The organism is Bacillus sp. ILBB4, assembly GCF_035064545.1.
Lineage (GTDB): Bacteria > Bacillota > Bacilli > Bacillales > Bacillaceae_H > Priestia.
Genome location: NZ_JAIQVD010000003.1, coordinates 252,270 through 274,379, shown reverse-complemented (window position 1 = coordinate 274,379; position 22,110 = coordinate 252,270). Strand labels below are relative to the sequence as shown.

33 protein-coding genes are annotated in these 22,110 nt (G+C 38.8%); 5 read left to right on the top strand and 28 right to left on the bottom strand.

Annotated elements, in window-relative coordinates; genetic code table 11:
• Nucleotides 1-73: 73 nt before the first annotated feature.
• Both LAV82_RS13405 and ymaG read right to left on the bottom strand, forming a co-directional pair.
• Entirely contained in the window at nucleotides 74-1,282 is a 1,209-nt protein-coding gene (locus LAV82_RS13405; RefSeq protein WP_499716256.1) for an NAD(P)/FAD-dependent oxidoreductase, read from the bottom strand.
• Between the two features lie 476 nt (nucleotides 1,283-1,758).
• Nucleotides 1,759-2,052 (bottom strand): inner spore coat protein YmaG, encoded by a 294-nt coding sequence (gene ymaG, locus LAV82_RS13400; protein WP_035439060.1) that lies wholly within the window; start codon nucleotides 2,050-2,052, stop codon nucleotides 1,759-1,761.
• A gap of 516 nt (nucleotides 2,053-2,568) precedes the next feature.
• Here ymaG and LAV82_RS13395 point away from each other — a divergent pair.
• The gene (locus LAV82_RS13395) at nucleotides 2,569-2,715 is read left to right on the top strand and encodes a YjcZ family sporulation protein (RefSeq protein WP_013057978.1); all 147 of its coding nucleotides are present in this window, start codon (nucleotides 2,569-2,571) and stop codon (nucleotides 2,713-2,715) included.
• Between the two features lie 309 nt (nucleotides 2,716-3,024).
• Here LAV82_RS13395 and LAV82_RS13390 read toward each other — a convergent pair whose 3' ends face one another.
• The 3 genes from LAV82_RS13390 to LAV82_RS13380 form a co-directional block, all read right to left on the bottom strand.
• Complete coding sequence (locus LAV82_RS13390; RefSeq protein ID WP_057273571.1) at nucleotides 3,025-3,471, bottom strand: GNAT family N-acetyltransferase; 447 nt, start codon at nucleotides 3,469-3,471, stop codon at nucleotides 3,025-3,027.
• A 20-nt stretch (nucleotides 3,472-3,491) separates the two neighbouring features.
• Complete coding sequence (locus LAV82_RS13385; RefSeq protein WP_025751010.1) at nucleotides 3,492-3,875, bottom strand: MerR family transcriptional regulator; 384 nt, start codon at nucleotides 3,873-3,875, stop codon at nucleotides 3,492-3,494.
• A 363-nt stretch (nucleotides 3,876-4,238) separates the two neighbouring features.
• Nucleotides 4,239-5,174, bottom strand: a complete 936-nt coding sequence (locus LAV82_RS13380) for an aldo/keto reductase (RefSeq protein ID WP_053487497.1) — start codon at nucleotides 5,172-5,174, stop codon at nucleotides 4,239-4,241.
• A 273-nt stretch (nucleotides 5,175-5,447) separates the two neighbouring features.
• Here LAV82_RS13380 and LAV82_RS13375 point away from each other — a divergent pair, with 273 nt between their 5' ends.
• Nucleotides 5,448-5,663 carry a hypothetical protein gene (locus LAV82_RS13375; RefSeq protein WP_013057984.1) on the top strand — a complete coding sequence of 72 codons (216 nt, stop codon included), beginning with the start codon at nucleotides 5,448-5,450 and terminating at the stop codon, nucleotides 5,661-5,663.
• A gap of 34 nt (nucleotides 5,664-5,697) precedes the next feature.
• On the opposite strand, the gene LAV82_RS13370 is transcribed toward LAV82_RS13375, so the two are convergent.
• Nucleotides 5,698-6,618: an EamA family transporter gene (locus LAV82_RS13370; RefSeq protein WP_499716255.1), complete on the bottom strand. Its 921-nt coding sequence runs from the start codon at nucleotides 6,616-6,618 to the stop codon at nucleotides 5,698-5,700.
• Between the two features lie 108 nt (nucleotides 6,619-6,726).
• On the opposite strand from LAV82_RS13370, the gene LAV82_RS13365 reads away from it, so the two are divergent.
• Nucleotides 6,727-7,626, top strand: a complete 900-nt coding sequence (locus LAV82_RS13365) for an AraC family transcriptional regulator (protein WP_029322980.1) — start codon at nucleotides 6,727-6,729, stop codon at nucleotides 7,624-7,626.
• A 30-nt stretch (nucleotides 7,627-7,656) separates the two neighbouring features.
• On the opposite strand, the gene gvpU is transcribed toward LAV82_RS13365, so the two are convergent.
• The 16 genes from gvpU to LAV82_RS13285 form a co-directional block, all read right to left on the bottom strand.
• Nucleotides 7,657-8,073 (bottom strand): gas vesicle accessory protein GvpU, encoded by a 417-nt coding sequence (gene gvpU, locus LAV82_RS13360; RefSeq protein WP_013057987.1) that lies wholly within the window; start codon nucleotides 8,071-8,073, stop codon nucleotides 7,657-7,659.
• A gap of 29 nt (nucleotides 8,074-8,102) precedes the next feature.
• Entirely contained in the window at nucleotides 8,103-8,981 is an 879-nt protein-coding gene (gene gvpT / locus LAV82_RS13355; protein WP_499716253.1) for a GvpT/GvpP family gas vesicle accessory protein, read from the bottom strand.
• Nucleotides 8,982-9,017: 36 nt separating this feature from the next.
• Nucleotides 9,018-9,320, bottom strand: coding sequence for a gas vesicle protein (locus tag LAV82_RS13350; RefSeq protein WP_499716252.1), 303 nt, complete (start codon nucleotides 9,318-9,320; stop codon nucleotides 9,018-9,020).
• 21 nt (nucleotides 9,321-9,341) lie between these two features.
• Nucleotides 9,342-9,626 carry a gas vesicle protein K gene (locus LAV82_RS13345; RefSeq protein ID WP_013057990.1) on the bottom strand — a complete coding sequence of 95 codons (285 nt, stop codon included), beginning with the start codon at nucleotides 9,624-9,626 and terminating at the stop codon, nucleotides 9,342-9,344.
• Nucleotides 9,580-9,867, bottom strand: a complete 288-nt coding sequence (locus tag LAV82_RS13340; protein WP_013057991.1) for a gas vesicle protein — start codon at nucleotides 9,865-9,867, stop codon at nucleotides 9,580-9,582. Before LAV82_RS13340 ends, LAV82_RS13345 begins: the two co-directional genes overlap by 47 nt.
• Nucleotides 9,868-9,884: 17 nt before the next feature.
• Nucleotides 9,885-10,694 carry a GvpL/GvpF family gas vesicle protein gene (locus LAV82_RS13335; protein WP_499716251.1) on the bottom strand — a complete coding sequence of 270 codons (810 nt, stop codon included), beginning with the start codon at nucleotides 10,692-10,694 and terminating at the stop codon, nucleotides 9,885-9,887.
• Nucleotides 10,695-10,961, bottom strand: a complete 267-nt coding sequence (locus LAV82_RS13330) for a gas vesicle protein GvpG (RefSeq protein WP_013057993.1) — start codon at nucleotides 10,959-10,961, stop codon at nucleotides 10,695-10,697.
• Nucleotide 10,962: 1 nt separating this feature from the next.
• Nucleotides 10,963-11,730, bottom strand: a complete 768-nt coding sequence (locus LAV82_RS13325; RefSeq protein ID WP_013057994.1) for a GvpL/GvpF family gas vesicle protein — start codon at nucleotides 11,728-11,730, stop codon at nucleotides 10,963-10,965.
• A 14-nt stretch (nucleotides 11,731-11,744) separates the two neighbouring features.
• The gene (gene gvpN, locus LAV82_RS13320) at nucleotides 11,745-12,671 is read right to left on the bottom strand and encodes a gas vesicle protein GvpN (protein WP_499716250.1); all 927 of its coding nucleotides are present in this window, start codon (nucleotides 12,669-12,671) and stop codon (nucleotides 11,745-11,747) included.
• 28 nt (nucleotides 12,672-12,699) lie between these two features.
• Nucleotides 12,700-12,966 carry a gas vesicle protein GvpO gene (gvpO, locus tag LAV82_RS13315; RefSeq protein WP_013057996.1) on the bottom strand — a complete coding sequence of 89 codons (267 nt, stop codon included), beginning with the start codon at nucleotides 12,964-12,966 and terminating at the stop codon, nucleotides 12,700-12,702.
• Nucleotides 12,967-13,042: 76 nt separating this feature from the next.
• Nucleotides 13,043-13,309: a gas vesicle structural protein GvpA gene (gene gvpA, locus LAV82_RS13310; RefSeq protein WP_211077784.1), complete on the bottom strand. Its 267-nt coding sequence runs from the start codon at nucleotides 13,307-13,309 to the stop codon at nucleotides 13,043-13,045.
• Nucleotides 13,310-13,328: 19 nt separating this feature from the next.
• Nucleotides 13,329-13,802, bottom strand: coding sequence for a gas vesicle protein GvpQ (gvpQ, locus tag LAV82_RS13305; protein WP_211077783.1), 474 nt, complete (start codon nucleotides 13,800-13,802; stop codon nucleotides 13,329-13,331).
• A 25-nt stretch (nucleotides 13,803-13,827) separates the two neighbouring features.
• A complete protein-coding gene (gvpT, locus tag LAV82_RS13300; protein ID WP_211077782.1) occupies nucleotides 13,828-14,313 on the bottom strand; it encodes a GvpT/GvpP family gas vesicle accessory protein in 486 nt (161 codons plus the stop codon).
• Between the two features lie 60 nt (nucleotides 14,314-14,373).
• Entirely contained in the window at nucleotides 14,374-14,634 is a 261-nt protein-coding gene (gene gvpA, locus LAV82_RS13295) for a gas vesicle structural protein GvpA (RefSeq protein WP_013058000.1), read from the bottom strand.
• A 448-nt stretch (nucleotides 14,635-15,082) separates the two neighbouring features.
• Complete coding sequence (locus tag LAV82_RS13290) at nucleotides 15,083-15,568, bottom strand: YflT domain-containing protein (protein WP_499716249.1); 486 nt, start codon at nucleotides 15,566-15,568, stop codon at nucleotides 15,083-15,085.
• A gap of 108 nt (nucleotides 15,569-15,676) precedes the next feature.
• Complete coding sequence (locus LAV82_RS13285) at nucleotides 15,677-16,897, bottom strand: MFS transporter (RefSeq protein ID WP_499716248.1); 1,221 nt, start codon at nucleotides 16,895-16,897, stop codon at nucleotides 15,677-15,679.
• A gap of 115 nt (nucleotides 16,898-17,012) precedes the next feature.
• On the opposite strand from LAV82_RS13285, the gene LAV82_RS13280 reads away from it, so the two are divergent.
• Entirely contained in the window at nucleotides 17,013-17,882 is an 870-nt protein-coding gene (locus LAV82_RS13280; RefSeq protein ID WP_499716247.1) for a LysR family transcriptional regulator, read from the top strand.
• A gap of 27 nt (nucleotides 17,883-17,909) precedes the next feature.
• On the opposite strand, the gene LAV82_RS13275 is transcribed toward LAV82_RS13280, so the two are convergent.
• From LAV82_RS13275 to LAV82_RS13255, 5 genes are all read right to left on the bottom strand, one after another.
• Nucleotides 17,910-18,389 (bottom strand): DUF2798 domain-containing protein, encoded by a 480-nt coding sequence (locus LAV82_RS13275; RefSeq protein ID WP_499716246.1) that lies wholly within the window; start codon nucleotides 18,387-18,389, stop codon nucleotides 17,910-17,912.
• Between the two features lie 198 nt (nucleotides 18,390-18,587).
• Entirely contained in the window at nucleotides 18,588-19,832 is a 1,245-nt protein-coding gene (gene gltP, locus LAV82_RS13270) for a dicarboxylate/amino acid:cation symporter (RefSeq protein ID WP_214986019.1), read from the bottom strand.
• Nucleotides 19,833-20,030: 198 nt separating this feature from the next.
• Nucleotides 20,031-20,369 (bottom strand): zinc ribbon domain-containing protein YjdM, encoded by a 339-nt coding sequence (locus LAV82_RS13265; RefSeq protein ID WP_013058004.1) that lies wholly within the window; start codon nucleotides 20,367-20,369, stop codon nucleotides 20,031-20,033.
• A gap of 87 nt (nucleotides 20,370-20,456) precedes the next feature.
• Complete coding sequence (locus tag LAV82_RS13260; RefSeq protein WP_013058005.1) at nucleotides 20,457-20,657, bottom strand: hypothetical protein; 201 nt, start codon at nucleotides 20,655-20,657, stop codon at nucleotides 20,457-20,459.
• A 31-nt stretch (nucleotides 20,658-20,688) separates the two neighbouring features.
• On the bottom strand, nucleotides 20,689-20,871 hold the full coding sequence (locus LAV82_RS13255) for a hypothetical protein (RefSeq protein WP_499716244.1): 183 nt from the start codon (nucleotides 20,869-20,871) through the stop codon (nucleotides 20,689-20,691).
• A 226-nt stretch (nucleotides 20,872-21,097) separates the two neighbouring features.
• On the opposite strand from LAV82_RS13255, the gene LAV82_RS13250 reads away from it, so the two are divergent.
• Nucleotides 21,098-21,523, top strand: a complete 426-nt coding sequence (locus tag LAV82_RS13250; protein ID WP_499716243.1) for a hypothetical protein — start codon at nucleotides 21,098-21,100, stop codon at nucleotides 21,521-21,523.
• Here the strand turns inward: LAV82_RS13250 and LAV82_RS13245 are convergent.
• Nucleotides 21,466-22,077, bottom strand: a complete 612-nt coding sequence (locus LAV82_RS13245; RefSeq protein ID WP_499716241.1) for a CBO0543 family protein — start codon at nucleotides 22,075-22,077, stop codon at nucleotides 21,466-21,468. The genes LAV82_RS13250 and LAV82_RS13245 overlap by 58 nt on opposite strands.
• Between the last annotated feature and the right edge of the window lie 33 nt (nucleotides 22,078-22,110).

Here is a 22,110-nt window from a genome sequence, read left to right as displayed (position 1 = left end):
ATGTCTCTCCTCTACTTCAAGAAATATATGTAAAAAAAGAAGGCTTTTTAAAAACCTTCCATTTTCTCACATATTAAACTTTTCTCGTTTGAATGTAAAGTTCTAAATCACTGCTTTTCTTCGTTGTAATATGTTCTGCTATGATTTTAGCTAGCACCATATTATACACCGTTCCGTTATCTCCATATCCGCTTAGAAAGTAACAGTTAGGCATTTCGTCATATATTCCGATAAGGGGAAACCCGTCATGAGTGCCTCCGTAATAAGCGCTTATGTAATAATCAGCTTCAACTTGAAGATGAGGAAAAAGCTTATTGAACTCTTTTAAAAGTTTGTCTCGTTTATGAACGAGTTTGGCGTCACGTTCTTGCGGCACAATCGTGTTTTCATCAAGACCGCCTATAATAACCCGATTATCGGAAGTTGTTCTCATGTAAATATACGGTCGAGCGGTTTCCCAAATTAAATTTCGATTTTTCCATCCTGTAAAATCCTTTACAGGAGTCGTAACGATAGCATAGGAACTTGTGAGTACAGCTTTTTTCTCTCTCTTAAATTCTTGATTTTCATAGCCTCCTGCCATAATGACATATTTAGCTTTGATTTGTGATTTATTTTTAGTGAAAAATACAGCTTCATCTTTTTCTAACTTTTGACCGACAATTTCTGTTTCTTCAAACACCCGAACCCCATGCTGTTTTCCATACTCTAACAGACCGAGTGTAAAGCTGTAAGGGTTCAGCTCTGCATCATTTTTAATAAGCATTGCCATTCGTTTTTTAAATCCATAGTCTTTTTCAATTTGGTCTTCTGATAAGATTTCAGCTTCAAATCCATGCTTTTGCATATAAAAATAGTCTTTATTTATCTTCGTGATATCTTCTTCATAACTTGCATAATACAAGCTGTCTCTTCTTATAAATTCTGCATTAATCGGAAGCTTTTTAGCTGCTTCCTCAATATCTGTAATAGCCTGTTCGCACAGCTTATAATGACGGACTGTTTTTTCTTCTCCAAACGTGTTGACTAATTCGTAAAACAATTTATCTCCTAAATATTGAATAAGAGAGGTATTTACAATTGTACTTCCATGCCCTGCTTTACGTTTATCAACAACCACAACATCAAGCCCCTGCTCACATAAATAGTAAGCACATTGTGCACCTGAACTTCCTCCTCCAATAATAAGAACATCGCACTCAATACCTTCCTCTAGAGATGGGTATACAGGCGGCTTCGCTACAGTTGTCTGCCAATAAGGGTTTCCAGATAATAAATCCATGCAAACGCCTCCTTTCTTCTCTGTATTATGCCCAATATAAGCTAATTTTTGCATGCAGCAGGATGAAAGGATGTGGGTTAAGCTTTTCGAGAATAGTAAGCAGGTTATTAACGTAGAGGTCAAGTGATTAAAGAAGCCATTCGTTAAACTAATCTTCTATACAATAGAATTAATCATGACTCTTAATACCATGAGCATATAAAGTGCACGACTAAAGTATTGATAAACATCATGTTGTGATCTTCTGCTTTAGACACAGACCTCCAGTAAGTGCGTAAATATATAACTTCTTCACTACATAAAAAACTCCACGCAAAAGCCACCTGGAAAATCACCAGATGGTTTTTCATATTAAGTGGGGTGCACGCTCTGATTAACTGCGGATGGATATAAATCCTTACGTTCCAAAACAGACTTCTTTATAGAAAAGAATGATGTAAAAAATACTTCTTCTGAGATTTTTCTTTTACTTGCGTTTAACAGCCGCAGCCAAAGCCATAACCGCCGTAGCCGCCGTAACCGCCATACGGATAACCACCGTAACCGTAGCCGTAGCCACCATAGCCATATGGTGATAACAGTGAGCCTGCTACTAGCCCTCCTGCTAATCCTCCTAAAAATGGACCCCCAAAGCCAAAGCCGAATGGTCTGCCAAAGCCAAACGGGCGTCCGAAACCAAACGGTCTGCCAATAAACCTTTCATCTGCGTGTTGAAGTTGATGATGATCTTGAGAATACATAGTAGGTAAAAAATGCATTTCTGAATTCATAAGAGAAACCTCCGTTTTTTTGTTTTTGCTTTCACCCATGAATATGCATTTACCTATTCGCTGTCTTAGGCAAATATCTTGGTTATGCTGAAAATAAGGGAAAAGAATTACGAAAAAAAGCAAATTACTAGGTTTATATGAAAATGAGCTTGATTTTTCTTTAGTACCTAATACATACAAAAAGAAGCGGATCCTGACTTAGAATGGTATACGGAAAGTACTAACGTGTTTATTTCATAGTAAAAAATAAGAAGCCGAAGAAAAAATTCTTCGGCTTCTTTTTCATTATGTACGCAGGCTAAGGAGGAAGTGGTATTAGCCTGCTTCGTTATAACATGGGGGCTCATATATGAGATCTTGGGATGATTCATCCTATGTAGAAAGTGAAAAAAAGTACCGTGTCCATCTTATTTTCTTATCTTTTTTTATTTTCATTGAAATCATTGGATATTTTTGGAGCACTTTTGCATTTCAGGCATATGTTAAAAATGTACTCAGAACTTGGAGGTGAAATATATGGGCTTCTATGGTGGCTGTGGTTATGGCGGTTACGGTTACGGCGGCGGCTGCGGGTTTGGCAGTGGCTTTGCTTTAATCATCGTATTATTCATTTTATTAATCATCATCGGCTGTGCTTGCTGGGGAGGATTTGGCGGTTGCTAATCATTAGAAATAATGATGAACAGCTTCATTTCCACTAATTTTTTTACCAAAAGCTAGCTTTCCACTTTATTATGAAAAAGCAGTGTCCACATAATGGGCACTGTTTTTAAATGTGCTTATGAACCGGATAATAATAAGACTAACGTAAAAAAATGGATTTTTTAATCTGCCGTTTCTTGTCTACTTCTTCCCATCATCTTATTTTTCTTGTTCATAGTTCCTTTTCTTCTACATATTAATAGATAAAAAGATTAATTAAAAAGAGAGTCACTCCGCAACTCTCTTCCTGCTCTATGTAGATGCTAAACATTAAACAAACGTTTTTTTCAAGACAACGCGCTGATCATTTACAGTATAGCCGTTTCTTTCATAAAACGCCTGTGCAGCTCCTCCAGTCGCCGTCAAGAGATACAAGCTGTTGATATCGTGTCTTTGAAGTTCATTCTCAAACCGGCTTAAGATAGCTGAACCATATCCTTTTCCTTGCACGCTTGCGCTGACGCAAAGCTCGGCCACGTAAAAGGTCATACCGCTGTATGATTTTTTCGCGTGACCTGCAATCATTCCAATCAAATCTCCTTGGTCATAAAATAAATAACCCATAAATTTAGGTGTGTTCAGTAAATCAGTCAGCCTTTCTCTAGCTGATTTTTCTGTCCAAGGCTCATTCCAAGGTTTTTTTGTAAATACATTCATATACAAGTTAATGCACTGCTGCATATTCTCTCCAGTGAGAGGTACTACTTTTTCGATCATTTTTATGCTTCCTTTTTTATTTAGTTTGAAGGCTTGTTAACAATTCGCTCGTACATTTCCGGCAGGTGCTTAATTTTATAATCAATCGTCTCAAGCTTGTGATGAATTTCTTCAATTTCTTTTTGTACCGCTTTTTTATGATCCATCAGCATTTGCAGACTTTTATCAAGCACGGCATTTTCAAGCGTACAGTTTTCAATAAGCGTCCGAATGTCCTTGATTTGCATACCTGTGCTTTTTAAGCAGCAAATTAAATCAATCCATTCAATATCTTGTTCTTTAAAAATACGATTCCCTGACGCTGTACGATCTAAAAATGGAAAAAGCCCTTCTTTATCATAATAGCGAATGGTATAAATTGTCACGTTCAATTTCTTTGCAACTTGTGAAATGGTATACGTCATACTGCTTCCTCCTACACCTTAAACTTCTCAGAAAAACATGATGAGTTTGTCTTGACCTCTAGTTATCTCGAGGGTTTATTCTTTTATAGTCTTCTTCATTGAGCTCTTTATGCTGCAGATTTTTTGTACAAGCAGCATATATTTAAACCTGAAAGGATGAATACGATGAATACTGCTCGCATGATGCTTACCATTGTAATTGGCGGTTTTATTGCCTTTTTGTTAGGTCTTGGCGTCACAAAAATAATTGAGCTACTGCTAAATCTTTTTCTAGCTTAACCAGTAGTTACTTATCGTAAAACGCAGGTAACTCCGTTCCATATCCGAACGGAGTTACCTGCTTTATTTTAAGAACTGCAGCGCTTAAGGCACCATGTTGCCAGCGGCTTTATAAATATCGTACCACTCTTCGCGCGTTAACTTGATTTCTGAACCTTTACTTGCATCTTTCATACGCTGAATATTTGTAGTACCAAGCACTACTTGAATATTTGCAGGATGAGTTGTGATCCACGCAACGGCAATCGCTGTATTCGTCACGCTATATTTACTTGCGATGCGATCAATCACTTCGTTTAGCTTTCCAAATTTCTCTTTATCGCCTAGGAAAGGTCCTTCGAAAAATCCGTTTTGGAATGGCGACCACGCTTGAAGCGTTATATCATTTAAACGGCAATATTCAAGCACGCTGCTGTCGCGGTTCACAGCTTGGTCGATGCCCATATTTAAAGAAATACCAGAGTCAATGATTGGCGTATGTGCGATGCTGAACTGCACTTGGTTTACGACAAGCTTTTGGCCGATGTATTTTTCAAGCAGCTGAATTTGCGCTGGGTTGTGGTTCGACACACCAAAGTGACGTACCTTTCCGCTGCTTTGAAGCTCATTAAACGCTTCTGCTACTTCTTCAGGATCCATTAGCGGATCTGGGCGATGAAGTAATAAAAGATCTAAGTAATCTGTTTTCAAACGCTCTAAGCTGCCGTTAACAGAGTCTATAATATGCTTCTTTGAAAAGTCATAGTAATTTTTCGCTGAGTTAATGCCGCATTTACTTTGAATCACCATTTTCTCACGAAGACTTGAATTCATTTGTATAGCGTTTGCAAAATACTCTTCGCATTGTCCTACATAATCAGGACCGTAAATATCAGCATGGTCAAAAAAGTTAATTTCTTCTTCCATCGCTGTGCGGATTAGCTTCTCTGCTTCTTGTAAAGAAAGCTCTGTTAAACGCATATTTCCCATAATTAAATTTGATACGTGTAAGTCAGTATTAGCAATTGTATGATACTTCATATAAAGCCCCTCCTTGAAATGATACTACTACAAGATAAACCATAGAGTTAACTCTAGGTCAAGCAGAAAGAATAAAAGATTTTATAAGCAACGACGGTAAAACACCCTATCTTTTTTGGTAAAAAGATGAAATACTAGGTTGTGGTGTGATAAAAGTCACTGCCGCTCTGCATTTCATTTAGTAGTATATGTTACGTTCTTTTCTTCCTTTTTATCGAAGCTTATTTCATAGCAATACATTAATCTATCAGGCAAAGGAGCTTATCAATCACTATGCAGAAAACGAAAGCAAAACGATTTGAAATACAGTATTCCGTTCTAAAAGATGAAGCCAAAATCAAAGGAACTTTTGTGATAGAATCTGCTAAAAACCGAGATGACGCATCAAGACTTGCTAAATTAAATGTCTCTACAAAAGAAAGAGTGTTTATTCAATATGTAAAGATTTTAAAAGTCAAACGAGTTTCTACAGATTCGGCGGCAAAGTGACATTTGTTTGCTTCTTCTTTTAGCAAGCCCCCATTTATGCTGAAAGTGTCGTCTCAGAAGATGTTTGTTTCGTTCGTGTGAGTAATAGAACTAATCCAATAATACAAGCTGTGCCAATCCATTGATAAAAACCAAAAGGCTCTTTCAGCCAAACAACGGTTGTAATAACAGCGGCTAAAGGCTCTAAACTTCCAAGCAAACTCGTTTCTTTAGGTAAAAGACTTTGCAGGCTTTCTACATAAAACCAAAAAGCAAGCATCGTGCCAAAAATAATGACAAATAAAATATATCCGCAGGTTATTGGTGATAAGCTTGACGCTTCCCAAGGAGGATGAATAAAGCTCATTACGCTTCCCCCAATTACCATTGACCAGCCAACGATGACAAGCGAACTGTACTTTTTAATCAGCGGCACCGCATACAGCGTATAAAAAGCAGCCGCTACGCCTGACAGCACTCCCCAAAAAACGGCAGATACAGGAACAGACAGCTGAGAAATAGAGCCGTTTGTTAATAAAAAAAAGCAGCCCCCCAGTGCCAGCAAAACAGTGATGACGTCTTGTCGCGTAAATATAGACTGCTTGCGCAAAAGCAAATAGATGATAATCATCACCGGTGATAAATACTGCAGCAGCGTAGCTACTGCTGCATTTCCATGCTTAATAGAAGCCATATACGTATACTGAACGGCAAGCATACCAACTATGGCAAAAACGACGAGCTGAAAAGCTGACTTTCGGTTCTTCCATACTCCAAGTATGTGAGAACGATTACTTTTTACACATGAAATCATTAGCAGCAAAAAACCCGCAATGAGAAGCCGTACTGAAACAAGCCAGTCTACACTGATTTCAAATTCTTGAAAAAGCTTTTGAGCAACCGTTCCTCCCATCCCCCAACATATAGCTCCAGTTGTTACAAAGAAGAACCCTTTTTTTCTGCTGAGATCGTTCATCTTTCATCCCTCACTTTTATTATAAGAATAGTGTTATAATAAGTGAAAAACGGGGCGGAAAATACGCATATTGCATTAAAAAATATAAATATATTGAGGTGACCATGTATGCCAGCAGCCCATTTTAAAATTGATGAAAACTTAAAAGAGCTAACGACCCATCGCACCGTTGAGCTACCAGTAGCATGTTATCAAACGACGATCGGCGATCACATAAACGGCTACATCCCTCTTCACTGGCATGATGAGCTTCAATTTGTATTGGTTATAAAAGGTGATGCGTCTTTTCAAATAAATGAAAAAACAGTGACTGTAAAACAAGGCTACGGACTGTTTATTAACAGCGGATGTCTTCATATGACTGAAGATATAAACAAATCCGGCTGCGTGTACATTTGTTTAAATGTTTCTCCTCATTTTCTTGTGCCGCAAGAGCTTTTTACAAATTACGTTTATCCCTACATTCATGCAACGAATCTATCACATTTATTCATCAGTCCAAAGCAAGCCTGGGGAAATAACGTGTTAGAGTCTATACATAAGATACACACATGGATTCATAAGCAGCCGCACCACTATGAAATAGAGATTGCCTCTGAACTCAGCATACTGTGGAAAAATTTAATTCTTAACGGGTTGCAGCTGAAATACAATGAAAAAGAAATGATCAAAAATCAGCGGATGAAGCAAATGCTCAATTGGATTCATTTGCACTTTGCTGAAAAGATTACGCTCGATGATATTGCCAAAGCCGGACAATTGAGCCGTTCTGAATGCTGTCGATATTTTAAGAAAATGTTAAAAAAATCGCCTTTGACCTATGTATTAAACTATCGAATTCAGCAAAGCTTAGTTATGCTGCAGCAAGCAGAAGCAAATGTGACGGAAGTCGCCTATCAAGTAGGGTTTAATAGTACAAGCTATTTTATTAATCAGTTTCGAAAAGAAATGAAGATGACTCCGCTCATGTATCGAAAAAAGAAGCTGCACATCTCATCACATCACTAAAAAACGGCGGGGCAATCACCCCGCCGTTTTTTATGAACTCTTTTTACTCGTTGATTTTGCATCAGAAATCTTTCCTAAGAAAAACCCGTCTACTTCTGCTATTTTCCCTCTCCAAAAGATCTTGCCTTTAGAAGGAGTAGATTTACTGTCTCCACAGTAAATCTTTGTATTTTTCAAATGAATAAAATGGGCTTCTGCTTCTCCGTTTGATTCGCTCGCTTCGCTTGCTAAAGAGAATTGTTCGCTTAGCGCCTGAGCCACTTCACTGCCTTCTTCAAACGTTTCGCTTAAGTAATCAAAGTATTCTTTTGCTGAAATCATGGTACCGGAAATCACAGCGCCGTTTACATTTAATGAAATATCAAGTGAAAAGCCGTGTTTATTAGAAGCTTTCACAAAGTATTCAAGCGTATTGTCTTTAGTTGAAAAAGAAGGGCCTGTACTCATGTCTTTCTTTCCTCCTTTACCTTTACGTCTTAGGCTGTTGTATCGTCTTCACTAGAAAGAGATGTTGCTTCATCATCTTCTTCGTCCGTGTTTTTCTTTACTTTTGTATTTTTTGATTTTTTAGCTGTTGACTTTTTTGGTTTCGCTTCCTTTTTTTCTTCTTCGCTTTCATCTTCGTCTTCTTCTTCTGTTTTTACTTTTTTATTTTTTTTGTTTGAGCGAGAATCTTCCTCTTCTTCCTCGCTGTCTTCGTCACTTTCACTTTCTTCTTCCTCTTCTTGCTCAGCTTCTTTTTTATCCTTTTTACGTGGCTTAGATGTTTCTTCTTCGTTTTCATCGTCCTGCTCGTTTTCTTCGTTCTCATCGTTCTCTTCTTCGTCCGAATCTGTATCTTCCGTTTCTTCGTCTTGATTTTTATTGAGGCTAAGCTCAACAAGCATGTTCATTTTTTCTTCAAGCTGTGATAAGCGATCTTGAAGAGTTTGATTTTCTTCTTTTAACTCGTCGTACTCTTGAACGTTATCGTCTTCTGTTTCGCTACTAGAAGAATTTACGTTTTCTTCATCATCTTTTGATTTATCTTTATCTTTTTTAAACAAGCTTCCCGCAGATGTTTTCAGGCTGGCCACACTGCTTTTTGATTTTTCTTTTACCTTTGTTCCTAAATCAGATGCTTTGCTTTTTAATTCGTCTGTATCAATGCGGTCAAGGAGACTTTTTCGATTTTCAGGAGTCGATACATATCCAATCGTTGCACCGATGATGCCTCCTGCTACCGCTCGTTTGATTGGCCCGCTGCTTGTTGTTTTGCTTGCTTTTGAACCGTTCTTTTCTTTTGAACCGTTTTCCGCATTTTTATTTTCCTTGTTTTCTGCCTGTGTGTTATCTAATTTTGTTTCAGTTGCCATTGTAAATCCCTCCATTTTTTAAGTAGCGTACAGTTTTTAACGTTTCGTTTCTATTTTTTCTTCAAGCGCTTTTAACCGCTCATGCAGCTGTTTATTTTCTTCTTCGAGCGCTTTGTTATTGGCTCCTTTTGAACTGAGATACGGATCATTTTCCCACCAGTCCATGCCGATTTCTTTTGCTTTATCAACCGAAGCCACAATCAAGCGGATCTTTATCGTTAATAGCTCGACATCTGCAATTCCTACGGTGATGTCCCCCGCTATAACGACTCCTTTATCCAAAATCTTTTCGAGCACATCTACAATCGTACTTGACTGCATATTATGTTCGACTGCCATACTGTTCCTCCTACTGACCGCTTAAAGCAGGCTGCCTAGCGGTCCAAGATCAATATTTAAATCTTCTGCATCCAGACCGAACACCTCTTTCAACTCGTCCATTTTTTCTTCTAAGTTCATTAGTGCAATTCCTAAGTTTTCAATTTGTTCGTCCGTCAACGTTCCACCCTCCACCCGCCTCATGGCATGACGTTCAACGATTTGCCTCAATAGCTCAATAACTGTCATCACAAGCTGCGCTAAGCCTTGTTCAGCTTGATCAGGATCCAAGTGGATTCGTCCATTTGCTTGGCTGACCGGTTGCATCCATTAATTCCTCCTTTTGTTTATCAAATTGTTCAGAAGTGATTGGTTTGCGATTTCCTTCTTTTGCTTGCACAAGCGTTTCAACCGAAGAAATAAGCACCCGCAAATCCAAATACACTAAATCGACGCCAGCTATGGAAATGATTAAGTCTCCTTTAATGGCGACTCCTTTATCTAAAATGACATCTAAAATATCAATAAGAGCAATATCTTTATTCTCCATGGATTGTTTAAGAGACATAATGTTAATTCCTCACTTTACGCAAAGCTCGAGAAATGATAGGGCGGCCATGGTCCCGTCACTTCAAACTTCCAGCCTTTATTTTCAAGCTTTTGCTGAAGCTTTTCTATTTCGTTTACGAACTTAGTAATCTGCAGAGACGGGAGAAGAAACACGCTGTTCCACGCCATCTGTTCAGCTGTGCCAGTTACGTCTTTGCTCCAATTCTTTTTAACAGAGTCATAAAGCGACAATTCTTTTAGCTTGTCATGTATCTCTTCACACACTTTGTTTTTGTGAAGCTCTAATTCTTTTTCAATCAGCTGATCTATTTTTTTCTTTTCAAAAAACTGTCTTCCTGGTGATAAGTGACTAATTTCTTGTTTTTTCGCTTTCACGCTTTCATTCGTTTCGCTGATTCCTTTTTTAAGCTCCGTATCATCACAGTAAATTTTCACATTCCACTCTTCATTTCCTTGAAGCAGCGTCAGTGAATTCTCTATCTTTTCTTTGTTAATCTCAATAGCTGCCTGCAGACTTTCTTCACTTTTATAAATGGTACAAAATTTTAATGGAATGATTGTAAATTCTTCGTACAAAGCGGCTACCGTTTCGTGATGATGAAATGCTTTTTCCTGCAGCCAGCTCATATCCTGCTCCATTTTTTCTTGAATCACTTCTTCTGAATAGGTGTCAGCATCCAGCTTAGAAACTACAGCCGTCACCTGATCAATCGTTATTGGGTACAGTGAATGTTCTCCGTCAAACCCTTTATAAGATGGAAACGGCTCTATAGATGCTGCTTCTTGTGTTGGAATTAAACCGTATAAATACAGTAATTCTCCCATCTAGGATTCCTCATTTCTTTTTTGTGTTAGCTCTTCCCATTGTTCAATTTCTCTGCGTTTCGCAATTTCGTACCTCATTAACAATTCATCTTCTTTTTCTTGAAACGCTTCTTCCGGAATTTCACCAAGCTCAAACATCATTTGAAGCTGAATGAGTTTTTGCTGAATCGTCGGAAGGTCATATAGCTGTTTATCAGCTTCTTCCTGTACTTTTTCGCCGATTTTCACTACAAGGTTAATGGGTGCGGTTACTAATTTGTGAAGCACGTTATTTCTCTTCTACTTTTAGGCGAATGTTCACAAAATTATAAGCAGGCCAAGGACCGCTGTAATGAAAATCGGCTTTGTCTTTCCAGTTTTCATGCGCTTCATTCACTTTTTCATCAAACTTCGCTTCATCTTCTCGGTTAATTAAGAAAGACGCGTTTAAAAGCATCGTTTCGCCCGTTGGCTCATTTGCTTTTGCTGCTTCCGCTGCTTCTTCAAGCGGAGAAAACACATCTGTCTTGACTTCTTTTTGCAGGGAAGTAAACATCTTTTGAGCCATTCCTCCAAGTTGAATACGCTCATAATAACCGGCTGCTTCTGATTTTCCTTTTACGGATGCTGATACTTTCTCAAGTTCAGGATTTTCGTTTACTTTTTTCTCAAGCCATTCTTTTTTCCCAATTACTTTTAAACCGACTTCAATTTTTCCTTTGATCGCTGGAAACAGCTTTTCAAACTGCGGATAAAGGTTTTCCAAAAGAACTTTTACGTCTTCTTTTGATTTGAATACATTCCCAAAGCTGATTGGAATAACCGTATCGTTCTTGTCCATAATCGCTGCTACTGCGTTTTGATGCATTAATAAATTTTGGCGATTAGGATGATAAATTTTCATCGGTACTTCAGCTGCTACCATAGCCGCGTCTTTGTAGCGAATCAAGAATGTTTCAGCTTTTGTTCCTTCTACTTCCACGGCCCCAAATTCTTCGTCTTTATCCGTTTGAATGGCGCTAAAAATATAAATACCTGTTTCGTTTGTTTCACTCATGTTTTCAAGCTCCTTTACTTTTCTTCAGTGTCTATATTCTTACATTCTTCTAAAATGATTTTTTCGGCTTTGCTTTTTGCATTTTCTTCATCCAAACATTTGGTAAGCGGATGATGCAAAATATCGATACATAACGTTTGAAAATCGTCGTCATTTCCATCGATAGGAATGTCTTGCTGCGTGGCAAGGGTAGCGATCATAAGCGAAGCCCGCAGGCTAAGTCCGCTGCTGTTTTCGTCTCCAGAGCGGTTTCGCACGTTTGCTACGAGCGTTACAATTGTGCGCGCTTCATCTTCTTCTACGTCCGTTTTCTCCGTTAAAATCGCTGTCTCTCTGTCGATGTCTTTATAATCAATAAACATGGTAATTAACCTGTCGAGAAGCGCATCTTGCGTATCATATACACCGGCATACTCAGCTGGATTGCTTGTGAAGATGACGCGGAAATCGGGATGCACGCGCACAAAAGGATCGGTCATTTTTACTCCATACAGCGGCAGCACGCCTTCTTCTAATATCGATAGAAAGATATTATTCGTCGCAGGCTTAGAACGAGTAAATTCGTCGTAAATCAGCGTATAGCCATTTTTTACAGCTTCAAGCAATCGGCCATCCTGCCAGTTTTCACTCACTTGTTCATCTTTTTTATAGACAGAACGAACGTACTGGTCGATTACTTTTTTGCTCGTGTATCCCGTAAAATCGCCAATTAAATCTTTGTTGTTGAGCTCGTGATTCCCGTGCATCAGCATTACAGGACGCTTTCTCTTTTTAGCAAGCGCTCGCGCTAAAGAGGTTTTGCCTCCGCCGGCAGGACCTGTAAAATGAATGGAATAGCCGGATTTTAAATAGCTCAGCGCTCTTGAAAGAACCTCTTTTGTCTCGTCATCTTGTATAAAAGCTCCACTGCCTTTTTTCCTTTTGTCTGTTAAGACGGTCATTTTTACGTTCCTCCTGCCATCTTATCGTTTATGCTTCAATGCCAATGGCGCTTCTATATCTGACGTCGAGTCGTTTGAATGAAATGACTTCTTTTTCTTTATTTAAAAAGCACTCGTACGTTCCGAGCATTTCATCTTTGGCGTATTTTTTCATATATTCTCGCTCTTCAATGACTTCAACAATAACTCTCCAACCTTCATCTTCAGTAGCTTCCACCGAGGTAATTTTATGAGGAGGAGCTACGTGTTCACCGAAAAAGTCGTTCACGGCTTGCATAATTTTTTTAATTTCCATTTTTAGTAGCCTCCAATAGTTAAATCTAAAAGCTGGAACCACCCTCAAAAAAAGGAAGGTTCCATATCACTTCATATTAAATACTAAAACGCTGCTGTCCTTCACTTGAATTTGAACGTTCAGGAAGACCGTTTTCTTCTACGTCGTCACGAAGAAGCCCTACTGCTTCTGCATAGCGTAACCATGTATCAACACTAGCAATAACCACTCGTGCTTCAATCGTTAAAATTTCAATTCCTACAACAGAAACTCTTGCAAAAGCATCAATAACAATTCCTTTATCTAAAATACGGTCAATGACTTCTGCTAAACTTGAACTATTAGTACTTTTTTGAATAGACATATCTCATTTCTCCTTTCGCTTATGATCCCATTGTTTTTAAATCTGTAGATGATTTAATATCATTGGAACTTTTAATCTTAGTAGAGCTTTTAATATCCGTTGCTTTTTTAATCTGATTTGCGCCTTTTATTTTCCGCTTATTTTTTGACTTCTCTTTATCGTCTGAAGAAGAAACTTTTTCTTGAAAGTTTTCTCCTGCTTCTTTCACATCGCTAAGCTTACCTTTTACTGATAGTAAGACGTCTTGGAGCTTTTCTTTTGCGTCTTCCCCTTTGCCGTGTACCTTTTGGGCATTTTTTTCTTTTGTTTCCTGCAGTTTTTCTGACGCTTCATTTGCTTTTTCCTGCAGTTTCCCTTCAGTTTTTTCGACAAATTTTTCTTTCGCTTTTTCTTTAATCTTTTCTTCTACCTTTTCCTTGACAGGTTCAGGCGTATGATCAATGATCTTTTTTCCTGCTTTTAAGGCTGCTTTCTCCACATCTTTTTTATCCATGAAATTCCCCTTAAGGACGGATATCTTACTTCTTCGCGTCCATGAGTTTGTTTAGCATCTCTTCAATGCGCTGCAGCTGGTCGTTCATATTTTTATTTTCTTCTTTTAGCTCTTCGTACTGAGACGTTTCCATTTCTGCGCTTTGGCTGACTTCTTCCTGCGAATCGCCCTGTTCATTTGATGCATCATCTTTTTTCTTTTTAGGTGCCAGCAGCTTGCTTAAATTGTCTTTTTCAAGATAGCCTGTAGCCGTCTGCCTTAATGCTCCCATCGCTTGCTGCGTTAGAATATCCTGTGCGTTTCTTCTTAACTCTTGTCCTGTCGCACGTACAATTTCTGATTGTCCTAAGCGGCTGAGTACTTTTTTACTCGTTTGAGGACTTGAAAGAAGTCCAATTCCCGCTCCTACTACGCCTCCTAAAATAGCAAGATTTAAAGAGTTTTGCGTTTTTTCTTCCTGCTGCTGATTTTCTTGTTTTTCACTTTGCACCTTATTATCAGTTGTTGACATGTTTCATCCTCTTTTCTCTTATTATTATTTATTTAATGAATTTCCTTACGATTAAAAGACTTAAAAGCTAAGCCCTGCACCTCGCTCTTCTGTTCGGCCAGGCAGCCCTTCTTCCTCTACTTTGTCGGTTAATAACCCCACGGCCTCTGCGTAGCGAAGCCACGTATCGACACTTGCAATAACGACTCGTGCTTCAATCGTTAAGATTTCAATTCCTACGAGTGATACTCGGGCAAAAGCATCGATGACAATTCCTTTGTCGAGAATTCGATCAATCACTTCTGCTAAACTAGAACTATCTGTACTTTTTTGAATACTCATTTTTAGCAGCTCCTTTCGAAATTTAACTAAATGAATGATGCTACTAATCAACCTGCTTAACTTTTTAAGTAAACATACTTTTGAAATATACTTTTTAGCCCTCTTTCAAACATGAATAATTTGCTAAAAAGTAATTCCTGAAAATAAATTAGAAAATTATTCTACTACGTATAATAATTAACAGTTAATTATTGGATGGAATTTGCGCGTAAATCCTTCTATTAAAGCTTTCATCAAGATTTTAATCCCAAAATAAAACAATAAATACATTATTGTTACAATAATATTACATTATAATTTAAGGCATATTATTACTCGATACACCATGACATATTTTAATATTTTTAACTATTATGGAATATTGTAGTTAATTAAGTTCACTTAAATAAAACCAGCGCATAAAAAAATCTGCCGCACTGCGACAGATTTCTCCTACGTATCATACGTTCTATAAAATCATTCCGGTTAAAGGAGCTTTCGGGTTTCCATCATGATCTGATTCTTCTTTGTCTACTAAAACAAGCAAGCTGCCTTCTTTGACTGAATCATTATATTGTTCGGCCTGCTGTTTTGGAATTCCCATACTTACTAAAATACCAGACAGACCTCCTACGCTCGCACCAGCTGCCGCACCTGTTAATGTAGCTACAATCGGACCAGCCGCCACAATTGGACCTATTCCCGGTATGGCAAGAGCGCCGGCACCTGCTAATATTCCGGTCAAGCTCCCTAGCGTACCTCCGGTAAGTGCTCCAGTTGCTGCTCCTTCTGCTTTTGTATTCGTTTCTTTCTGAACGTTTTTGGTCTTTTTATGTTTGCCGATGATAGAAATTTCCTCCGATGCATACCCTTCTTTTTTTAAACTCTCTACGGCATGAACTGCTTCTTGTTCCGTTTCGTATATTCCCACAACATTCTTTGCTTTTGCTTCCATACTATCTCCTCCTCATTAATGTTGTGTGTACCCGGGAGTATGGCTTTGAAACGTTTTAGAGGATAAGAGGTCTTCTCTATTCTTAAATAAATAGCCCTAAATCACTTTTCATTTAATGACGTTTTTATTTAAAAATGAATGAACTCGCTCTTTTTTTAACCATATTCCTCCACAAGCAATGAAGCATGCAACCGTACTAAAAGCCAACGCGTAGCCCCGGAGCCAATCTACAAGGAGCCCAAACCAAATCGGTGCGAGCACGATGGCAAATTGATTGAGCGTTAATGCAATGCTTACCGTTAAACCAATAAAACGATCATCCGCTTTTTCTACTATTAGCACGATAAACAAACTAAACCAGCCGATTGCAAAAAAACCGAAGCTAAAACAAACTGCAGTTAGTAGCCAAAAAGGCAAAGTAAATCCAATATAAGAAATAGCTATTATTAGTCCTGCAGCCATCCAAACCGTCACTTGCAAAGGAGTTCTTCGATTTCCGTTATACACATAATCACTTACCCAAGCTAAAGCAATTCTCCCCACCATTCCGCCTAACAGTGTGATGCTCAGCAGGATGCCAGCTGAAGCAAAATCCATCTTTATGGCTTTCGTTAAATAGCTCATAAAGTGCGCAACGATAATCATTTGAAGAGAAATCATTGAAACACCTACAAAAAACAGCGGATAGAGCGTTTTATCTTGAGAAATGCGCTTGATTTTTTGACGAAGTGTAAATGTTTCCTTTTTTTCTGACGATGATGATTGCTCTCGGTAAAATACAAAAAAAAGAAGGCCTCCTCCGATAGCTGCCGCTGCCTGTACGAGAACAGCCCCATGCCATCCGTATTGATGAAACAGCAGCGGTAATGCTGCTGAAGCGACAGCGCCTCCAATCGGTATCCCCGTTTGCCGAATCCCCATGGCAAGGCCTCTATGATGAGAAGGAAACCACTTCACCACTGCTTTGCTTCCTCCTGGCTGTGCTGTTCCATACCACACGCCTGCTGCGAGAAGTACGCCTGTTAGATACAAATAATGATCAGCGCTATAGGCAAAAAGCATGCTTATCCCCAGCAAAATAGATCCTCCTCCTACAAGCCACCTTTCTCCATAACGATCCATCCAGTTCCCAAAAAGCAGCATGGAAAAAATCGGGCCAATTTGAACAGCTGATACGAGCAGTCCTGTTTGAAACTGCGATAAATCATATAATCTTTGCCAAAACGCTGCCAACGGTCCTACCCCGTACGTGACAAACGTTGCACATGCTTGAGAAAGAGTGGCAATAAATAAAATCATCCACTTATAAGAAGCTTTTTGTCTGCTCATTTTCTATCCTCCACCTTTATTTTCAGTGTAGAGTAGCGGTGATATCATGTAAAATAAGCAATAAAGATAAAAGTCATCAATAAAAATGATAGCTGAAGGAGGAGGAGGAGATTTGATGGATATAAAAGATTTGCTTGTTTTTACAACGGTAGCAGAAGAAAAAAATATTTCAAAGGCAGCCAAAATCTTAAGCTACGTGCAGTCGAATGTGACGATGCGAATTCAGCAGCTAGAAGCTGAACTCGGCACACAGCTATTTGAACGCAGCGGTAAAGGCGTAACGTTAACTTCTAGCGGAGAGCTTTTGCTTCGTTATGCTGAAGAAATTCTTCGTTTAACCAATGAAGCCACGGCAACTGTGCAAAGCAGTGCGCATACACCGATAGGGCCTTTAAAAATAGGTGCAACTGAATCTACTGCGGCTCTTCGGCTACCGCCTTTGCTTTCTACTTATTGCACTGCCTACCCGGATGTAGACTTCATTTTAGAAACACATACAACCGATGTTCTTATTCACCTGGTTTTAACCCGAAAACTTGAAGGTGCATTTGTTGCAGGCAGCTGTGAACATCCTGATCTAAACTCTTTATTTACTCAAGATGAAGAGCTTGTACTTGTGAGCCGCCACCCTCTTCCTTCTCTTTATAGCCTAAAAGATATGAATTTATTAGCCTTCAGCAGCGGATGCGCATATCGACATACGTTAGAAATGCTGCTGACAAGAGAAGGCGTGTTTCCAAAACGAATATTAGAATTTGGTACGATTGAAGCGATTATTGGGTGTGTAAAAGCTGGTATGGGCGTAGCTGTAATGATGAAATCCATTGTATCTAATCACGACCATTCATTAACGTTAACTCCGCTGCCAGAACCATATAGAAAGGTTCCCACTTTTTTTATTACGCGAAAAGATGCCTTTGTATCGGCGGCTTTACGTGAATTTTCTTCTCTTCTTACCAAACAGCTTTGCATAACAAAACCCTAAGAAAATAGGCGTTCTTAGGGTTTTGGCTTAAGCAGCTGCCGGATTCTTTTTCACAAACTTCATGAACAATAAGCGAACTAAAGGACCCATGATGAGAAGCTGAAGCGGGTAGGCTACGATAAAGTTTTTCATAACGATCAATGCATAGCTTGAAAGAAGCGGCTCTCCGTCTAAACCTTTTGTAAGTGACATCGTAATTAACCCGTATACAGACATGCAAAGCACCATTCCGATCACCATACATGATGACAAAATCAACACGACTTTTAACTGTTTCGATTTATCAAACGGCAGTGAAAATGCTACTTTTTTTGCTATGGGACCGACGAAAAAAGTTTCGACAGCCATTGCGACTACAAACGTGATAACCAAGTTCAAAATACCTTCTGCAAGCATGATATGCCCGATGACGTCATTCATTAACATGTTATACACCGTCATCACAAGCACCATCCCTCCGCACATCATCATTCCAAAATACATACTTTCTTTTTTAGTTGTTGGCACTTTCCTCATCCTTTTCATGTTTTTTACTTGGCTTAGTATAGCTTTTTACATTCCTTCTTCGTAAGTGAACATTTTGTGAACATTTGCAAGCGGCTGCTCCTCTTTTTGTGGAGGGCTGACTATGACAAACCACTCTAGTCTGCACCTTTGAAACGTAAACAAAAACCCCCGCTTTATGGACTAAAGCGGGGGTTCATTTTATAGAGATTCCGTGTGCGACCCGGGCGGGATGGGCGTTTGGGCTCGAAATACTTTTTCCCATTTTGAGACGACGATACAGGCAATCGCGTGGCCTGGAACGTTGACTCCTGTTCTGGCCATATCCATAATGCGGTCCACTCCTGCAATAATTGCCACTCCTTCAGCCGGCAGACCTACTGCGTTGGCTGTTGCTAAAAGAACAACAAGTGAACCTGACGGGACAGCCGCAATTCCTTTACTTGTCATCACGAGTATAAGCATCATAAATAATTGCTGAGTTAATGGCATATCGATGTTAAAAGCCTGTGCTAAAAAGACGCATGAAACTGATAAATACAGCGTGGATCCATCACAGTTTAACGACAGGCCCGACGGAATAACAAACGACACAACTCGTTTAGGACATCCGTACTTTTCCATCCGTTCCATCAGCTGTGGCAGCACCGTTTCCGTACTTGTTGTTGAAAACGCAATAAGAAACAAATCCCAAATCATTTTGAATACTTCAAAGTAGTTGAATTTGAATAAAAACCCAACAAGAGGAAATAAAACAAATAAAATAATAAAAAGACCTAAAAACACGGTTCCAATTAGCTTTAGCATTGGAAGCAGAAGTGCAATACCGTATTGGCCCACAGATGCAGCCATTAGCGCTAGTACACCAAGAGGTGCTGTGACCATAACAATTTGCGTTAATTTAAACATAATTTTAGCCGTGGATTCAAAAAATTTCATTGCAGGTTCGGATGCTTTACCAACTCCTGAAGCGGCAACACCGAATAAAATAGCAAAGAAAATCACGGCCAGCAAATCATTTTTTGCCATCACATCTACGATATTCGTTGGAATGATGTTTAAAATCATTTGTTTAAAATCCACGACTTTATCGGTGTACTGAGACAATTCACCAATATCCTTTTTAACAAGATGAGAAAGATCGAGGCCTACTCCGGGCTTTAGCAAATTCACTAACAGCAGCCCAATTCCTAATACGATGGTAGTAATGATTTCAAACCAAATAATCGTCTTTAACCCTAGACTCCCCATTTGCTTCATACTGCCGCTTCCCGCAGCACCTATGACGATGGTTGAAAAGACAATCGGCACCACAATCATTTTAATGAGGCGGATAAACCCGTCTCCTACCGGCCTTAAAGCCATTCCGAAATCCGGAAAAAAGTGCCCGATGACAGCTCCGATTACTAATGCAATTAAAATTTGAAACGCTAAAAACTTTTTCACATTTCTCCCTCCCCTTTGACTTAATGAAACGGACAACCATTCCATTAATATCCAAATTCCATACACTTTATGTAAGTTCGGGACATTGGGCTAAATTCCTTCTAAAATAGACAAAATGGTCTATATATTTCACCTTACCCGTTAAAATGCATAAAAAAAGTCAGGATGAAAGTCTTCTTCATCCTGACTTTTTTATCGTTATGCTTTTTTCACAAACTGAGATTTTAAGCTCATCGCTCCAAATCCGTCAATTTTGCAGTCGATGTTATGATCGCCTTCTACTAAACGAATGCTTTTTACTTTCGTTCCGATTTTCACAACCGATGAGCTTCCTTTTACTTTTAAGTCTTTGATGACGGTAACTGAATCTCCGTCTTTTAAAAGATTACCGTTTGCATCTTTTACAGTAAGCTGCTCTTCCGTGCTTTCTGTTTTTTCATCTTGTCCCCATTCATGCGCACATTCCGGGCAGACAAACAGGCTTCCATCTTCATATGTATACTGTGATTGACAGCTTGGACAATTAGGTACATTCATTTTCTTTTCCTCCACCAGCTCGTAAACAATAGTACGGTCACGAGATTACATTTTTTATCTGTTTTATACTGTCACAGTTTTATAGAATTAACAAGCTTTTCTATTTCCTTGCTGCTGATGTTTTCTTTTCCAAATAAGTGAACCGATAAACAGAACAAAACCTGCTCCAAAGACAAGAAGCTGATCTAAATAAAGGTCACCTGTTTTTACATACCGTATAATAAATAATCCTCCAAACATGAGCATCAGCATACATGAAAACCGAGTGAGGTATGAATTGATTTCCATTTTTCATTCCTCCTTTTTGTAAGACTTTTTGTTACGAAAAAAACACGAACCATATGCCGAATGTAACCGCATATAACGGTAAAATGACGGCTAGTTTTCGCTTCCACCCTTTAAAAAAAGAAGAATTACGAGGCACAAACCAAAGCTCTAACGTGCCGTATAACAAAAGTGCTCCCGCTGCTAGTATCGCAATCACAGTCTCTCCTAACTCCATACACACTCCTCACTTTCATTCTACGCACTTGAAGCTAAGCGCAGCGTATATAGTAAGTCTCATCATTATAAAAGAGCTTATAATCGTGATGCATACGAACTTTGAATACTTTTTCAATCATACATTTATTACCATTATATCATAATAAAAGCATTTTTGAGACTTTTTATACATGTAAATTATTGTATAATGAAAAGTAGACAAAGAGAAAAAAGGGAAAGATTTTTTGAAGAAAACTCAGCTTATTTTTGTTATTACCCTGCTTATTGAAGCTGGATTAACCTATGCGTGCTCATCTTTTTTGTCTATTCGCTTTATTGCGCTTATGTTTTTTAGCGGACTTTTGTTTTCAGTTTTGACTTTTTGGTTTTCAAGCAGCGGAAGCAACAGCGCTCATTCTCACTATAAAACTCATTCCATGAGGCTAATGTCTGGAGCCAATATTGAACATAATCCGTTTCGTTTGCGCTGGACGGCTTATTTTCTTGCTTCTTTAAGCTTTACCGGAGTGGGCCTGATTTTTTTTTATTCTGCTGCTGACGGACGTTATTCCTCCAGTAAGCTAAAAACCTGCTCTTTACAGAGAGCAGGAACTTACGAGAACAGCTTAAGAAGCAGGCATTTTCGTTTTACTTTATTCGCAACAGCTTGAGTGACATGATCTTTTAAAGGCCGAGTCAATATTCGTTTCAGCGGATGTTTTAGCATCCGTTTGCTCACGGGAACTTTAAAGATAACGCTGAGAACCACTGTTGCTAAAACCGAGAGCAGTAAGACCGCAAAAGGCTTTTTTTGAAACCATCTCGAGAAGATAAGCATCATTACGTAAATAAGTGCTGACCACCCCAAATGCCAGCCGTGCCTAAATGTAATCCCTTTACACCTGAGCCCAACCCATTCTACAAACGAAGCTGTGCATACCCATTTTGTAATATATTTCACCTGCTTAGCGAGTGTAGACGGATAAGTAGCTAAGAAAGACAAAATCATGAGAGGCGTAATGAACATAAGGTGTAAAATACGCAGTACTTTTAATGAAAGATGAGAAGATTTAAAATCCCAAAGCACTTTATCATTACATAAAAAGTAGTAGAGAATATTAAAAAAGCTCACGTATAAAACCCCAGCATACAGCTCGCGTATTTTATTCCACGTTTTTTTATGGATATTTTGAAAAATCAGCCATAGAAAGACAGAAATATGCACCTTTGTTCACCTCTCTAACGTCTTTTTTAGAAT

Excerpts from the sequence above, each read along its gene's own strand:
- LAV82_RS13335 (WP_499716251.1), bottom strand. The coding sequence starts at position 10,694 with ATGGGAGAATTACTGTATTTATACGGTTTAATTCCAACACAAGAAGCA.
- LAV82_RS13385 (WP_025751010.1), bottom strand. The coding sequence starts at position 3,875 with ATGACGTATACCATTTCACAAGTTGCAAAGAAATTGAACGTGACAATT.
- LAV82_RS13260 (WP_013058005.1), bottom strand. The coding sequence starts at position 20,657 with ATGGAAATCAATTCATACCTCACTCGGTTTTCATGTATGCTGATGCTC.
- LAV82_RS13325 (WP_013057994.1), bottom strand. The coding sequence starts at position 11,730 with ATGAGTGAAACAAACGAAACAGGTATTTATATTTTTAGCGCCATTCAA.
- LAV82_RS13345 (WP_013057990.1), bottom strand. The coding sequence starts at position 9,626 with ATGCAACCGGTCAGCCAAGCAAATGGACGAATCCACTTGGATCCTGAT.
- LAV82_RS13280 (WP_499716247.1), top strand. The coding sequence starts at position 17,013 with ATGGATATAAAAGATTTGCTTGTTTTTACAACGGTAGCAGAAGAAAAA.
- gvpN (WP_499716250.1), bottom strand. The coding sequence starts at position 12,671 with ATGACCGTCTTAACAGACAAAAGGAAAAAAGGCAGTGGAGCTTTTATA.
- LAV82_RS13365 (WP_029322980.1), top strand. The coding sequence starts at position 6,727 with ATGCCAGCAGCCCATTTTAAAATTGATGAAAACTTAAAAGAGCTAACG.
- LAV82_RS13390 (WP_057273571.1), bottom strand. The coding sequence starts at position 3,471 with ATGATCGAAAAAGTAGTACCTCTCACTGGAGAGAATATGCAGCAGTGC.
- LAV82_RS13395 (WP_013057978.1), top strand. The coding sequence starts at position 2,569 with ATGGGCTTCTATGGTGGCTGTGGTTATGGCGGTTACGGTTACGGCGGC.
- gvpA (WP_013058000.1), bottom strand. The coding sequence starts at position 14,634 with ATGAGTATTCAAAAAAGTACAGATAGTTCTAGTTTAGCAGAAGTGATT.
- LAV82_RS13285 (WP_499716248.1), bottom strand. The coding sequence starts at position 16,897 with ATGAGCAGACAAAAAGCTTCTTATAAGTGGATGATTTTATTTATTGCC.
- gvpO (WP_013057996.1), bottom strand. The coding sequence starts at position 12,966 with ATGGAAATTAAAAAAATTATGCAAGCCGTGAACGACTTTTTCGGTGAA.
- gvpT (WP_499716253.1), bottom strand. The coding sequence starts at position 8,981 with ATGGCAACTGAAACAAAATTAGATAACACACAGGCAGAAAACAAGGAA.
- gvpA (WP_211077784.1), bottom strand. The coding sequence starts at position 13,309 with ATGTCTATTCAAAAAAGTACTAATAGTTCAAGTTTAGCAGAAGTCATT.
- LAV82_RS13290 (WP_499716249.1), bottom strand. The coding sequence starts at position 15,568 with ATGGAAGCAAAAGCAAAGAATGTTGTGGGAATATACGAAACGGAACAA.
- gvpU (WP_013057987.1), bottom strand. The coding sequence starts at position 8,073 with ATGAGTACAGGCCCTTCTTTTTCAACTAAAGACAATACGCTTGAATAC.
- LAV82_RS13255 (WP_499716244.1), bottom strand. The coding sequence starts at position 20,871 with ATGGAGTTAGGAGAGACTGTGATTGCGATACTAGCAGCGGGAGCACTT.
- LAV82_RS13375 (WP_013057984.1), top strand. The coding sequence starts at position 5,448 with ATGCAGAAAACGAAAGCAAAACGATTTGAAATACAGTATTCCGTTCTA.
- LAV82_RS13370 (WP_499716255.1), bottom strand. The coding sequence starts at position 6,618 with ATGAACGATCTCAGCAGAAAAAAAGGGTTCTTCTTTGTAACAACTGGA.
- LAV82_RS13265 (WP_013058004.1), bottom strand. The coding sequence starts at position 20,369 with ATGAATGTACCTAATTGTCCAAGCTGTCAATCACAGTATACATATGAA.
- LAV82_RS13380 (WP_053487497.1), bottom strand. The coding sequence starts at position 5,174 with ATGAAGTATCATACAATTGCTAATACTGACTTACACGTATCAAATTTA.
- gvpT (WP_211077782.1), bottom strand. The coding sequence starts at position 14,313 with ATGTCAACAACTGATAATAAGGTGCAAAGTGAAAAACAAGAAAATCAG.
- LAV82_RS13350 (WP_499716252.1), bottom strand. The coding sequence starts at position 9,320 with ATGGCAGTCGAACATAATATGCAGTCAAGTACGATTGTAGATGTGCTC.
- gvpQ (WP_211077783.1), bottom strand. The coding sequence starts at position 13,802 with ATGGATAAAAAAGATGTGGAGAAAGCAGCCTTAAAAGCAGGAAAAAAG.
- LAV82_RS13340 (WP_013057991.1), bottom strand. The coding sequence starts at position 9,867 with ATGTCTCTTAAACAATCCATGGAGAATAAAGATATTGCTCTTATTGAT.
- ymaG (WP_035439060.1), bottom strand. The coding sequence starts at position 2,052 with ATGAATTCAGAAATGCATTTTTTACCTACTATGTATTCTCAAGATCAT.
- LAV82_RS13405 (WP_499716256.1), bottom strand. The coding sequence starts at position 1,282 with ATGGATTTATTATCTGGAAACCCTTATTGGCAGACAACTGTAGCGAAG.